Annotated in this window: 13 protein-coding genes; 4 read left to right on the forward strand and 9 right to left on the reverse strand. The window is 44.4% G+C overall.

The features are described 5' to 3' along the window. Positions 1-511: 511 nt before the first annotated feature. From FG24_RS02740 to chrA, 3 genes are read right to left on the reverse strand one after another with little or no spacing between them, the layout of a single operon-like run. Positions 512-964: a chromate resistance protein ChrB domain-containing protein gene (locus FG24_RS02740; protein WP_036300738.1), complete on the reverse strand. Its 453-nt coding sequence runs from the start codon at positions 962-964 to the stop codon at positions 512-514. Positions 965-974: 10 nt separating this feature from the next. Further along, positions 975-1700 carry a superoxide dismutase gene (locus FG24_RS02745; protein WP_036300741.1) on the reverse strand — a complete coding sequence of 242 codons (726 nt, stop codon included), beginning with the start codon at positions 1698-1700 and terminating at the stop codon, positions 975-977. Positions 1701-1718: 18 nt separating this feature from the next. Next, on the reverse strand, positions 1719-3077 hold the full coding sequence (chrA, locus tag FG24_RS02750; RefSeq protein ID WP_036300744.1) for a chromate efflux transporter: 1359 nt from the start codon (positions 3075-3077) through the stop codon (positions 1719-1721). A 444-nt stretch (positions 3078-3521) separates the two neighbouring features. Here chrA and FG24_RS02755 point away from each other — a divergent pair, with 444 nt between their 5' ends. After that, on the forward strand, positions 3522-3716 hold the full coding sequence (locus FG24_RS02755) for a YezD family protein (protein ID WP_036300746.1): 195 nt from the start codon (positions 3522-3524) through the stop codon (positions 3714-3716). 91 nt (positions 3717-3807) lie between these two features. Continuing rightward, entirely contained in the window at positions 3808-4149 is a 342-nt protein-coding gene (locus FG24_RS02760) for a DUF2325 domain-containing protein (RefSeq protein ID WP_036300750.1), read from the forward strand. Positions 4150-4303: 154 nt separating this feature from the next. Here FG24_RS02760 and FG24_RS02765 read toward each other — a convergent pair whose 3' ends face one another. Genes FG24_RS02765 through epsC form a run of 3 tightly spaced genes read right to left on the reverse strand, consistent with a single transcriptional unit; the run spans position 4304 to position 8054 of the window. Continuing rightward, a complete protein-coding gene (locus tag FG24_RS02765) occupies positions 4304-6181 on the reverse strand; it encodes a family 2A encapsulin nanocompartment cargo protein cysteine desulfurase (RefSeq protein WP_036300753.1) in 1878 nt (625 codons plus the stop codon). Then, complete coding sequence (locus tag FG24_RS02770; protein ID WP_036300754.1) at positions 6168-7085, reverse strand: family 2A encapsulin nanocompartment shell protein; 918 nt, start codon at positions 7083-7085, stop codon at positions 6168-6170. The genes FG24_RS02765 and FG24_RS02770 overlap by 14 nt, the downstream gene beginning before the upstream one ends. 33 nt (positions 7086-7118) lie before the next feature. Beyond that, complete coding sequence (gene epsC / locus FG24_RS02775) at positions 7119-8054, reverse strand: serine O-acetyltransferase EpsC (protein WP_036300755.1); 936 nt, start codon at positions 8052-8054, stop codon at positions 7119-7121. A gap of 292 nt (positions 8055-8346) precedes the next feature. On the opposite strand from epsC, the gene FG24_RS02780 reads away from it, so the two are divergent. Then, entirely contained in the window at positions 8347-9345 is a 999-nt protein-coding gene (locus FG24_RS02780; RefSeq protein ID WP_036300758.1) for a sulfate ABC transporter substrate-binding protein, read from the forward strand. Between the two features lie 475 nt (positions 9346-9820). Then, on the forward strand, positions 9821-10252 hold the full coding sequence (locus FG24_RS02785; protein ID WP_036300759.1) for a CBS domain-containing protein: 432 nt from the start codon (positions 9821-9823) through the stop codon (positions 10250-10252). A 35-nt stretch (positions 10253-10287) separates the two neighbouring features. Here the strand turns inward: FG24_RS02785 and FG24_RS02790 are convergent, their stop codons facing one another. From FG24_RS02790 to FG24_RS02800, 3 genes are all read right to left on the reverse strand, one after another. Continuing rightward, entirely contained in the window at positions 10288-11070 is a 783-nt protein-coding gene (locus tag FG24_RS02790) for a PepSY-associated TM helix domain-containing protein (RefSeq protein ID WP_036300761.1), read from the reverse strand. A gap of 101 nt (positions 11071-11171) precedes the next feature. Further along, positions 11172-12281, reverse strand: a complete 1110-nt coding sequence (locus tag FG24_RS02795; protein ID WP_051901402.1) for an alpha-hydroxy acid oxidase — start codon at positions 12279-12281, stop codon at positions 11172-11174. After that, positions 12281-12958, reverse strand: a complete 678-nt coding sequence (locus FG24_RS02800; protein WP_036300768.1) for a Fe2+-dependent dioxygenase — start codon at positions 12956-12958, stop codon at positions 12281-12283. The genes FG24_RS02795 and FG24_RS02800 overlap by 1 nt, the downstream gene beginning before the upstream one ends. Positions 12959-12991: the final 33 nt, after the last annotated feature.

Genomic DNA, 12991 nt, shown 5'->3' on the forward strand with positions numbered 1-12991 from the left:
GGTTATCCAACAAAACAATCAGTCACGCTGATAGACAGTGACCGCTAAGCAAAAATGCCAGTGATATAGAACCCTATCAATATAGCCACTAAGCCCCAGTTTAAGCACTCAATCAGCATATTCCACAACAGTCTACTCATGACACACCTCGCTTTACTTAATACATTTAACTTGTCATCAGTTTAGTTTCAAAATATTAAAGTGATATGTTAGAAATATGAAAGAAATGTGTCATTTGTGCTTAAGCAAACGTTTATTGTAGTTGGCAGGTGATGTTTTTTATGTAAATTCTGATACCAAGCATGATTAGCAATCTTTTCCTGCGGCTGTTGCTCAACAAACAACCAGATGAGCGTTAGAGTCGTGACTAGTGGCAGCGCTGCTACAAATCCTCCAAGCTTGTCACTACGTTTTGCTACCTCTGACACGAGAACAACGACACCAGCCGTTAGTAAGTATTAGTAACAATCCAAGACATACATAGCCTACCTTGCAATGATAATAATCAAGTCTAACTGGTCGGTGGCCAATTGTGAGACTCTTGTTGACAATCTTTACACCACGCATACAAAGCATCATACATAACCATCCCATACTTAAGCATCTCATGGTCATCCGAGTAGCTTTTCGATAAACCTAGAGAAATTGCATACAACCCTGCTGATTGAGGTGTAAGGTCAAGATTAGAAGTGTCAGCCCCTCGTACAATCGCTGCAAGTTGTAGCAATGCAGGGTCATTCAGATTGTACTTCTTGAGGAAGGCATCAAAGCTGCAAAGTTCACCAACATGGGAAAACTCAACATTGGGGATGTCATAAGGAGTCGCTCCTGTTACTTCTGCAACTTTAAGCACATCGCTGCTAGGTACATATAAAAACTCAGGTGCTTTGTCTATGAACTTTGCTATCAGCCAAGGGCAAGCAATACGGTCAATTTTTGGACGTTCACGTGTAACCCATTTCATCACTTAACTCCTAACGTATGGCTGCATCAAATCTGGCTGTAACATTTCCCCAATTAATAATGCTGAATAAGCTGTTTATATATTCAGCCCGACGATTCTGATACTTGAGGTAATAGGCATGCTCCCATACATCCAGTACTAAAATGGGGACTACGCCCCAAGCAGTCAGTTTTTGGTGGTTTTCGCATTGCAATATCATCAACTTTCCGCTTGCTGGCAGGTAGCCCAATATACCCCAACCAGCGCCTTCAACACTGATCGTTGCGGCTGACATCTGCGCCTTGAACTTATCAAAAGACTTGAAGTTATCTTCGATAGCCTTCAGTAGTTCACCTGTTGGGCTACCGCCCTTAGCGGATAGATTGGTCCAGTAAATCGTATGTAAAATGTGGCTAGACAGAGCAAATGCCAACTCTTTCTCATAATGTTTTACCAAAGAAAAATCACCACTCTCACGGGCTAATGCTAATCCATCTTCTGCCTTGTTCGCAGTTGCAACTGCTGGCTTGTGATGAAAGTGATAATGCAACTCCACCGTACGGGCATCAATCACAGGCTCTAACGCATCATAAGCATAGGGTAAAGGTGATAACACATATTTACCTGAGCTATCTGTAAGCTTGTCTTGATAAGGCGCAACTCGGATGTTATCTCGGGCTTGTGCAACATTGCTCGCCAATGCTAGACCACCAACAATAGCGGCACTATTTTGTAAAAATTCTCTACGTGTGGACACTGTTTTTCCTTCATATATTTAGACAAATAATTTAAATAACATCCCCAAAGCGCCGCATGCCAATATCACGGAAATAACATTCATTTTTAAGCGGAATACAGCAAGCATCGCCAACCCAGTCAGCACAATAGAAAACCAATCGATTGTGCCGGCTAACCCAGTGGACCAAAATACATGATATGCAAAGAACAATGCTAAATTTAGAATCACCCCTACCACTGCTGCCGTAATCGCGCTCAATGGTGCAGTGAACTTTAAATTGCCATGCGTAGTTTCAATAAATGGTGCGCCCATGAAAATAAAGATAAAACTTGGCAGGAATGTAAAAAACGTGACGATAGATGCTGCCACAACAGCGGATGCAGAAATGGCATCAGGCCCAAACACCTGAGAAACCCAGCCCCCAACAAAGCCCACAAAAGTCACCACCATAATCAGCGGTCCAGGTGTTGTTTCACCCAATGCAAGCCCATCAATCATTTGAGTTGGGGTAAGCCAGTGATAGTGCTCCACAGCGCCCTGATACACATATGGCAACACCGCATAAGCCCCGCCAAATGTCAGCAATGCTGCTTTAGTAAAAAACCAAGCCATTTGGGTAAACGCAGCATCCCACCCATAAAGCCCAATCAATACCGACATGACCATCAGCCAAATGCCAATGCCAACACCTGCAATACGTGCCATTTTTGCTAAGCTGAATTTTGCATGCTCTGGTGTTGGCGTATCGTCGTCAATGAGGGCTGCGCCATAATCTTTTTTAGATGCGCCATGCCCACCACCGACTTTGAAGTATTGCGGAATCATGCGTCCACCAACATGGCCTATCAAAGCAGCGACCGCCACAATAAGTGGGAATGGCAGGTTTAATACAAAAATAGCAATAAAGGCTAATGCAGCAATCGCCCACATCACCTGATTTTTTAATGCTCTTGACCCGATACGATAGGCGGCAAGTAGAACGATGGCAACAACGGCAGGTTTAATTCCATACAGTGCACCCGCGACCGCCGGTAACGACCCATAAGCCATATATATCCATGCGAGCGCAGTCAGGATAAAGAATGAGGGCAACACAAACAATACGCCAGCAACAATACCACCCCAAGTGCGGTGCATTAACCAGCCAATATAGGTTGCCAACTGTTGCGCCTCTGGGCCTGGCAACACCATACAATAGTTTAGTGCGTGTAAGAATCGCGTCTCGGATATCCAGCGCTTCTTTTCGACCAAGTCGTGATGCATGATAGAGATTTGACCAGCAGGGCCGCCAAAGCTAATAAAACCTAACTTTAGCCAGTATGCAAATGCTTGAGCGAAAGAAACTGGTGCCGGGGTTGTGGAAATTGATGGTGAATTTTTATTGGTAACGTCCATAAGCTCTCTTTTATCGTTGGCACAAAGCCAAGATTATAGAGCAGACCTTGGACGCTTTGCGTCTTGAAGCGGGGAGGCTGCTAAATCCCCATTACCTGAATATTAACTTAACCTCACGCTTCTTGCAAGGCAGGCATCAACAAGAAAAGAGTCGTTACAACGAGTCTTTGCAACCCATTTTCTTTTCGGCACCTTGTTTCAGCACCTTGGCCGACTCACTCTCTACGCCACGCTCTTAGTACAGACTCGTACATTAAGTAAGCTTTAATCAATGCATACCATTTAGCTTAAAGATTAAAACTGTACACAATCAATCAAACAGAAATATCATGCAATTCTAAATATAACTATTAGTTATTAAAATATAAATATTAATTATTTTTAATTATTTCAAAAGCACGATAGAGTTTGTGACATTGCAATTACTTATCGTAAAGAGAAATCATGTCACTCAATCAAGCTTCATATAAAACTAGCAGCATCTATACACGCAAAAGTAACGATTTATCAGAAAATATCCTGCGTGTTGTTGAGGAACTGAAGCAAGGCTCTGGCTATGGTTCAGTAGAAATTATCTTACATGAGGGACGTGTGACACAGATTGAAAAAAGAGAAAAAATCAGACTTCCACAAGACTAAATCAGGCCAATAGTCACTAATAAACACTTTAACTACCCAATAGCATCACTAAACAAAATTTAGTGTGGCTATCAAACAGGAGGCTCTTATCATGAGTTCAGTATTAATTGTAGGCGGCGACCAAGTCGATGGCATTAAAGAGGTACTTGGTAATTATGGGGTTAGCAATATTCACCATTGGTCAGGTAGAAATGGCGGTGACGGCAATAAAGTGATTCCACAAAGTACCAAAGTGATTGTATTGGTGACAAAGTGGGTGAATCATTCGATTACATATAAAGTCAAAAAACATGCCACTAAACATGGAATTAAAGTGCTATATACCCCGAATGCTTCTAGAGAAAGAATGTTCGATATCATTAAGAAGGATGAACTAAAGCCTATTATTGAGTCTGCTTTTAATCAAAAAGGCTGGTGGCCGTTTAATGCTTAGTAGACACTAGACAACGTAAAGCCAAGCATCACACAAACATGACTCAATAGCCCTAAAAGAAATTAACCCTGCATGTGATCAACCATATGCAGGGTTAATTGTTATTAAAACGACTTAACGATTAAGCCAACTAAATTACAAATTACTGGCTTAATTACAATCCACTTGGCGTGCGATGTGACGTCAACTGAAATAAAGCATTGACCATCACGTCTACTTCAGCTGGCGTATTATAAAAAGCAAAAGCAAGTGATGGTCGCACCGTGGTTTCCACGCCAAAGCGACGTAAAATCGGTTGCGCGCAATGGTGTCCTGAACGCACCGCAATGCCTTCCTGATTTAATGCAGCACCCACTTCTTCACTCTTGAACCCATCCAATTTAAAAGACAAGACACTGGCTTTCTCTTTGGCTGTGCCAATAAAATGCAAGCCTGGCACTTTTTGCATCGCAGCGGTGGCATACACTAATAAGTCATGCTCATAGCGTGCGATATTATCAATACCAATACGCTCAACATACTCTAATGCAGCACCTAAGCCTACCGCATCCGCAATATTGCCAGTGCCGGCCTCAAACTTGGCAGGAGCTTCATGATAGACAGTTTTATCAATGGTCACATCTTGAATCATATTACCGCCGCCTTGCCATGCCGGCATATCATTCAACACTTCTGGCTTGCCATACAATGCACCAATCCCAGTAGGCCCAAATACTTTATGTCCTGAGAATACAAAAAAGTCAGGGTCTAGCGCTTGTACATCCGTGCGCATGTGTGACACAGACTGCGCGCCATCCAGCAACACTTTGGCACCGACACGATGCGCCATCTTTATCATCTCAGCGGCTGGTGTCACCGTACCCAATGCGTTCGACACTTGGGTGAATGACACTAACTTAACCCGTGAAGTTAGCAGGTTTTGGTATTCATTCAACAATACTTGTCCACTGTCATCGACGGGTGCGACCTTCAGCTTCGCGCCGGTTTCTTGGCACAATTGCTGCCAAGGTACGATATTAGCGTGATGCTCAAGTTGTGAAATGAGGATTTCGTCACCTTCGCCAATATGTTTTTTGCCCCAAGTTTTGGCTACTAAGTTAATTGCTTCAGTCGTCCCGCGCACGAAAACGATGTTATCCACTGACGGCGCATTGATGAATCGTCTCACGGTCTCACGCGCACCTTCATACGCATCCGTTGCACGCGCTGCCAACTCATGTGCCGCACGGTGAATATTTGAATTTTCATGTGTATAGAAATATGAAATTCTATCAATCACCGCCTGTGGTTTTTGCGTAGTAGCCGCGTTATCAAACCAAATCAAAGGACGCCCATTCACCAACTCACGCAAAATAGGAAAGTCTTTACGTACCAAATGCGCATCAAATGGAGGATGCGCACTACGCGCCGGAGTTGCCACCACAGCACCCTGTGGGTGAGACGCTCCCTGCAAGAAGTAATAAGGCAATGCAGTGGCTTGGCTAGTATTTGTTTGACTAGCGCCTGCGCTATTGATATCGGCCTTACCTCCCAGATCACCTAACAGCTGATTGAGTTCTGCCTGATAAGGGTCATCAATCCCACCTATTAAATGGCTGATATCCACAACCCCACTAACAGGCAGCTGATTAGCATAGCCAGTATTCACCACATCTGTGGGGTTAGCATTTTGCACACCAGAGGCAACACTGGGGATGGCAGACAAACCTGATGGCGATGCCTGTGCAGGGTCAGTCGCAACATTAGCACTAGGCACCACAGCATTCACGGCTAGTGGGTTGAGTGAAGCATTAGAGGGAAAGCTTTCTTTACCATCCAAAGGCGAGCCCGCAGGAAAGCCCTCTGCATACAGCTCATTCACAATCCGGCTCAACTCAGCCACATCAAAGTGCCCAGTCTCACTTGCCTGTCTACCCAAAGCTAGGCTGGCAGCCATACGTGGATGCTCACCGGGCACAGAGGCCAGAATAGCTTCTGGCTCAAACGATGATAAGTCACCTATTCCTGATGAATATCCATTACTTGTAGTCATAGTAGTTGCCTACGTCAACATTTTCCAATACGGCAATTGCATCATCTGTCAGCACTGCTAGTGAGCAATAAAGTGAAACCAAGTATGAAGCAATCGCTTTGTGGTTAATGCCCATAAAGCGTACAGATAAGCCCATGCTTTGTTGGCCTGGTAGGTTTGGTTGATACAAACCAACCACACCTTGACGGCTTTCACCTGTGCGTAATAATAAAATGTTGGTTTTACCATTCGTCACTTTCAATTTATCGCAAGGGATAATCGGTACGCCGCGCCATGTGATAAATTGTGAGCCAAACAATGCTACGGTTGGTGGAGGCACGCCACGACGTGTGCACTCACGGCCAAATCCAGCAATCGCCTGTGGGTGCGCTAAGAAGAATGCTGGTTCTTTCCAAACTTTTGAGAGCAATTCATCAAAGTCATCTGGTGTAGGGAAACCAGTACGCGACTTTACTTTTTGTGTGTCGGCAACGTTATTTAACAAACCATACTCTTTGTTGTTAATGAGCTCGCTTTCTTGACGCTCTTTCACCGTTTCAATGGTTAAGCGTAATTGCTCTTTAATTTGATTGTGCGGGCTGCTGTATAAATCGGAAACACGGGTATGCACGTCAACTGCTGTGTTCACAGCATTCAACACATACTCACGGCCCCACTCTTCATAGTCTACAAAAGTCGCTGGAATATCACGCTCATCTTTTGCTGAACAATCCACTTCAATCGCGCTTGGATCTTTTACCTTATTCACACGATAAATACCGGCTTCTACTGGCACCCATTGCATTAAGTGCACTAACCAGCGTGGCGTGATGGTGCCCATCATTGGAACAGTTTTGGTTGCGTTCGATAGTGTACGTGCGGCAACATCACCTAATGCGGTATGTGCTTGATGAATATCAGTCATTTATTTCTCCTGGTTAAAATTCAAAATTGATCATTACTGTGCAACGTCTACGGTCGCACCTTCTTGTGTTTTGGCTTGCGTGATCTGGCTATTGGGCGGCACGCTGCGTGTGAGCCAGACATTGCCGCCAATGACGGACCCAGCACCGATGGTGATACGCCCTAAAATAGTGGCGCCTGCGTAAATCACCACATTATCTTCAAGCACTGGGTGCCGTTCACTACCTTTAATCAGTTGCCCATGTTCATCGGTAGGAAAGCGTTTGGCACCCAAGGTGACTGCCTGATAAAGCCGCACATGGCGACCAATCACGGCTGTTTCGCCAATCACGACACCCGTGCCATGATCAATAAAAAATCCTTCGCCGATAGCCGCACCAGGATGGATATCGATGCCAGTGGCAGAGTGTGCCAGTTCAGAAATAATTCTAGCGATAAGCGGCAAGCCCAGCTTGTGTAGCACATGGGCTAGACGGTAGTGAATAATCGCTGAAATACCGGGGTAGCAAACTAACACCTCATCTAAGCTACGGGCGGCAGGATCACCTTCAAAAGCGGCGTGAAGATCCGTGTCTAATAAGCGACGTATATTGGGTAGAAATTGCGCAAACGAACGTGTTTTATTTAGGGCAGCCTCTACACTCGGCGTCTTATCATGCTCAGTATCTGCGGAATAGCGCAGCTCGAGCTGAACCTGCGTATTCAATTCGCGCAAGGCAGTGTCTAAGGTAAAGCCAACAAAATAGTCGACACCTTCTTCTTTTAATCCTGGGGCGCCTAAACGATTTGGGAATAATGCAGCACTTAATCCATCCACCACGTTTTGCAATGACTTTCTTGAAGGCAGTTTTGGTGGCTTATTGCGTCTATGTCTATGCTCAAGCGATGTAAGCCTTGCGTCACGCAAGGCCTGCACGATACTTGGAATATCAAAACTTTCATTGAGCAATGCGGTAGTTAAGTCAGACATATCAACACCTGCGATAGAAAATAAAAAAAGCCAGTGGTCTCTCGACACACTGGCTTCCGGTTGTCCGGTCAGCACTCGCTAACTAAAAATAAGGTGCAAGATGCATGTTGTCATCTTGCTGATGTGAGAAATATACACCACTCTTACTATTAAAAAAAGTAGCCACAAAGGATTCTGCTAATTATTTTTACATATGCATTCATGGTTATATGCATATATATTTTTATTCTTTTACATTATTTACATTAATGATTACCGTAAGCAATCTTCAATATCTATCTAGAGTAACCTTATGTACAAAAAATCCATTATTGCAGGCTTATTTACGTTAAGCAGTCTCCTGTTCACCGCGCATGCGGCTGCTGACGCATCGCTACTTAACGTCTCATACGATGTAACAAGAGAGTTCTATAAAGACTTCAACCCCTCTTTTATCAATTATTGGAAACAAAAAACTGGCGAAACCGTCAGCATCAACCAATCTCATGGTGGGTCAAGCAAACAGGCAAGATCGGTAGCGGATGGCCTAGAGGCGGACATCATTACCATGAACCAAGCCCCAGATATTGATATCCTGTATGACAGATCAAAACTAATTCCAAAAGATTGGCAAAAACGCTTACCTAATGCCAGCTCACCTACAACATCCACTACCGTGTTTTTAGTACGCAAAGGAAATCCAAAAAATATTAAGGATTGGGATGACTTAGTAAAACCAGGCATTAGTGTTGTGATTCCTAACCCAAAAACTTCAGGTAACGGTAAATACAGCTATTTAGCTGCGTGGGGATACGTGATTAAAAAAGGTGGCGATGATACTCAGGCAAAAAGCTTTGTGACTAAACTATTTAAAAACGTACCAGTTTTAGATACTGGCGGGCGTGGGGCAACGACTACATTTGCTCAGCGTGAGATTGGCGATGCATTACTTACATTTGAAAATGAAGTTAACTTAATTAAAAAGGAACTTGGTGACAAATTTGATGTTGTCTATCCGTCATCCAGCATTTTGGCTGAGAACCCAATTACTGTCGTTGATAAATTTGCAATAAAGCATAAAAACCAGGCACTTGCTCAGGCTTATGTCGAATATCACTTCTCTGAAGCTGGCCAAGAAATTGCCGCACACCACTACCTAAGGCCAAGCCTAGCATCTGTGGCAAGTAAGTATAAAGCGCGCTTTAAAGCGATAGACTTATTCAGTGTCAATGAGGTATTTGGCGGATGGTCGAAAGCACAAAAAGTACATTTTGCTGATGGCGCAATATTTGACCAAATTTACCAACATTAACCCACTAAGTATTAAGCATAGTTGAATGATAATCGACGGTGTAACGATAGGCCCAACTGAGTAACAGAAGAGCATTAACATGCTTTCTAACATGACGCTAGGTTGGACCTGTAGCAAAATACGTGCATAGTCTGGCAAATAATTAAAAGCATATTTAAGCTTGATAACCATTTAATCCTGATAATTATTAGTGCCATTGCACATGACACTAATAATTATCAGGATTTTTTTATGAATACTCAGGCGCAACCATGACTGAGCTTAACGCACGGTTTATCAGCACGCATCCTGTTAGATCAATCTAAATACATCATACTATTTAAACTAATGGGCTGACCAATCAATGGCGGCAGTCGCCATATAGTTAATTACCCTTATTGGTAAAAAAAATTATTGGTGTATATTTACTCTTTTACTGTAGTTTTTTGCAACACTTTTTAGACGACACTTTTGCGCATCACAAGAGGAGATCAGCATGAAAACGCTACAACAATTACTAGATGGTAAAAAATATAAAGAAGTAATTTCAATCGCACCTCATCGCCCTGTATTTGATGCGTTAGTGATATTAGCTGAATACAAGATTGGCGCTTTAATCGTACTTGATGGACAAAACTTGGTGGGTATTTTCTCTGAGCGGGACTACGCCCGAGAAGTGATTCTTAAAGGTAAATCATCAAAAACCACGGCGATTAACGAGGTAATGACCAGTAAGGTTTTGTCTGCTAAACCCGACGATACAGTAGAACATGCGATGTCGCTGATGACAGAACATCGCATTCGGCACTTACCTGTTATTGAGAACGATAAAGTGATTGGCGTACTTTCAATTGGCGACTTGGTAAAAGAAACGATTGCTTACCAAAAAGAATTGATTAAACAGCTACAAAGTTACATCAATCACTAATCATTCAGACATAAGGCATGATTGCGTCATGCCACTTACATCATGGACATGGTAATCCATACTGTAAGCAATGTAGAACCACCAATGAGACCAAGCATAGCTAATCGTGACCCACGCATTTTGGTCCATAATAAAACGCCAGTGATAGAGAGTATTAACATAGCGCCGGCAATTGAGTCTGCAAGCAATACCCAAGCCGTGTTAGCGCCCACGCCCTTATGCATACGTGAGATAAAAGCCCAAACATTGGCGTCCTCACGTTTCACTGTGGCAAACCGGTTACCAGCAACATACTCCGCCTGAATGGAAGCATTAGGCAGCTGAAAACCAACCTTAAACGTTTCGGGCTGTTTAATGGATTTATCCATAAACCTAGCTTCACGTTCTGGATTACCGCCGCGGTCTGCTTTAGCTTCCCGGTCTTGGCCACCTTCGCGCTCAGGACCACCCTCACGTCCCGAATTGCCTTCACGCATTTGCTTTCCGCCACGCTCTTGTTTACCCGCACCCTCAGCATTACCACCTCTATTAGGCCTAGGCTTAACAGGGTCTTGTTTAATGTCTAATGCCGTCTGAATTGCTTTTACAAACGCTTTTTGGTTATCTGGCAACGGCATGGCCATCGCTAACTGAATTTCAGTTTCTTCCATTTTTGCTGCAGGAATTTTCATCACAGATCGGTGGTTAAGCAGAAACCCACTGATACCAAATAAAAGACCAAGCAAAGCCCCCCATAGGCCTAACCAACCATGAATCTTCCGTAAAAGTCTAAGTGTTTTACCGCGCTGACTATTTTTGTGTGCTAATGTTTTTTCCATGTTCGAATCATTCTCTAATACAAAATATTGTTAAAAATTTTACAAAACTGCTAATTTACAAAGTTGCTAAATAATATTGAGATACAAAACGTAGTCAGACGTCATGCACCATTAAAATTAGCAGCTGTGTGTAAGTACTCGCTACTAATACACTCCAACGTTTTACAGCCAGTGAGTGCCATGGCGACCTCCAGCTCTTCTCTTAGCAGCCGGATAAGATGTGCCACTCCCAGCGCGCCAGCTGTTGCTAGTGCGTGTACATAAGGGCGACCTATCATGACGGCAGAAGCTCCTAACGCAATCGCTTTCACAATGTCTGTACCACGCCTGATACCGCCATCTACCAAGACAGGAATTGCACCATCCACGGCTAATACAACACCCGCCAAAGCATCTAGCGTTGGCAGTGCACTATCTAATACGCGACCGCCATGATTAGACACTACAATACCGGCAGCACCAGCCTCTATCGCCAATCTAGCATCCTTAGGATGCAGCACGCCTTTGAGGATAATCGGCAGATGAGTTTGTTTAGCAAGCCACTCGACATCATGCCATTGCGGTGCTAATGGCATCAGCCCATCAAACACTGTACTCATGCCCTGCTGCAATACCGGCAAGGTGAGCATTTTAACATTCACCTGTGCAGCACTGCTTGGCACGCTAAAGCCAGCACGTTGCTCACGATTACGCACCCCAGAAACCGGCGCATCCACAGTCAATACCAGCGCTCTGTATCCTGCCGCCTCAGCCCTTTTTACTAGTGCAAGTGTAGCGTCGCGTCCGCCCTGCCAATACAATTGAAACCATAATGGACCGTGGGCTTGTTTTGTCACTTCTTCTAATGTGACTGATGCCTGTGTAGAAACAACCGCAGCGCCTCCCATCACACCAGCAGCAAGCACACTGGCAAGCTCACCCTCTGGATGAAACAATCTCTGGGTGGCTACGGGGGCAAGAATAATCGGATGTGCAAGCTCATCCCCAAATAAATTACAACGTGTATGCCCATGCGCAACATCCGCTAACATTCGTGGCCAAAGCTTGAGGCTCGCCCACGCGTCACAGTTAGTCGCCAGTGTCATCTCGTCAGCGGCACCACCTTGCAAATATGCCCATGCAGATGCTTCGATATAACGCTGCGCGTACCGCTCATAATCGGCCGCACAAACGATATCTGGCGGAATCACGGTGAGTGGTGACTGTGCCATTATTTGCTCCATTGCCTTAACAGATTATGGTAATGACCAGTTAACGTCACAATTTCTGCGGTATTTCCAACCTGAGCACGTAGCTTAAGCAAAGCCATATCTAAATCAAATAGCATATTGCGCTGCCATGCATCGCTGACTAAACTCTGCACCCATAGAAATGAAGCAACGCGCGCGCCGGATGTAACAGGCTCAACACGATGCAAACTTGATGATGGATAGACAATCGCATCGCCCGCTGGCAACTTAACCTCGTGGCTACCGTACGTATCTTCTACGATTAACTCACCACCTTCATAATCGTCCGGCTCCGATAAAAACACCGTAACCGACACATCCGTACGCAAGCGCTCACCAGTTAGCCGATCACGCTGAATCGCATTATCAATATGGTTACCATAAGTACCACCGCCAGCATAACGATTAAACATCGGCGGCAATATACGACTAGGTAATGCGGCTGATACAAATAAAGGGTGTCGCTCCAGTGCCGATGCAATTGACTGGGATAAATCAAGATATTGAGCAGACTCTGTCGAGAACTGCGCGTTACACTTTACCTCTGCCGCTAAAGGGCCTGCCGTAGCCGAGCCATCAACCCATGCACCTGCATCAAGCGCGCTGCGCAGGGCAAGGACATCCGCTTTAGATAACACTTCGGGAATGTGTAACATCATGATTTAAACTCACCAAAATAAAAAATGCCCACC

Source organism: Methylotenera sp. L2L1, from assembly GCF_000744605.1.
Lineage (GTDB): Bacteria > Pseudomonadota > Gammaproteobacteria > Burkholderiales > Methylophilaceae > Methylotenera.

Bases quoted from the DNA above. Each gene is read 5' to 3' on its own strand.
- FG24_RS02740 (WP_036300738.1), bottom strand. From the start codon at position 964: ATGAAATGGGTTACACGTGAACGTCCAAAAATTGACCGTATTGCTTGC.
- chrA (WP_036300744.1), bottom strand. From the start codon at position 3,077: ATGGACGTTACCAATAAAAATTCACCATCAATTTCCACAACCCCGGCA.
- FG24_RS02755 (WP_036300746.1), top strand. From the start codon at position 3,522: ATGTCACTCAATCAAGCTTCATATAAAACTAGCAGCATCTATACACGC.
- FG24_RS02760 (WP_036300750.1), top strand. From the start codon at position 3,808: ATGAGTTCAGTATTAATTGTAGGCGGCGACCAAGTCGATGGCATTAAA.
- FG24_RS02765 (WP_036300753.1), bottom strand. From the start codon at position 6,181: ATGACTACAAGTAATGGATATTCATCAGGAATAGGTGACTTATCATCG.
- FG24_RS02770 (WP_036300754.1), bottom strand. From the start codon at position 7,085: ATGACTGATATTCATCAAGCACATACCGCATTAGGTGATGTTGCCGCA.
- epsC (WP_036300755.1), bottom strand. From the start codon at position 8,054: ATGTCTGACTTAACTACCGCATTGCTCAATGAAAGTTTTGATATTCCA.
- FG24_RS02780 (WP_036300758.1), top strand. From the start codon at position 8,347: ATGTACAAAAAATCCATTATTGCAGGCTTATTTACGTTAAGCAGTCTC.
- FG24_RS02785 (WP_036300759.1), top strand. From the start codon at position 9,821: ATGAAAACGCTACAACAATTACTAGATGGTAAAAAATATAAAGAAGTA.
- FG24_RS02790 (WP_036300761.1), bottom strand. From the start codon at position 11,070: ATGGAAAAAACATTAGCACACAAAAATAGTCAGCGCGGTAAAACACTT.
- FG24_RS02795 (WP_051901402.1), bottom strand. From the start codon at position 12,281: ATGGCACAGTCACCACTCACCGTGATTCCGCCAGATATCGTTTGTGCG.
- FG24_RS02800 (WP_036300768.1), bottom strand. From the start codon at position 12,958: ATGATGTTACACATTCCCGAAGTGTTATCTAAAGCGGATGTCCTTGCC.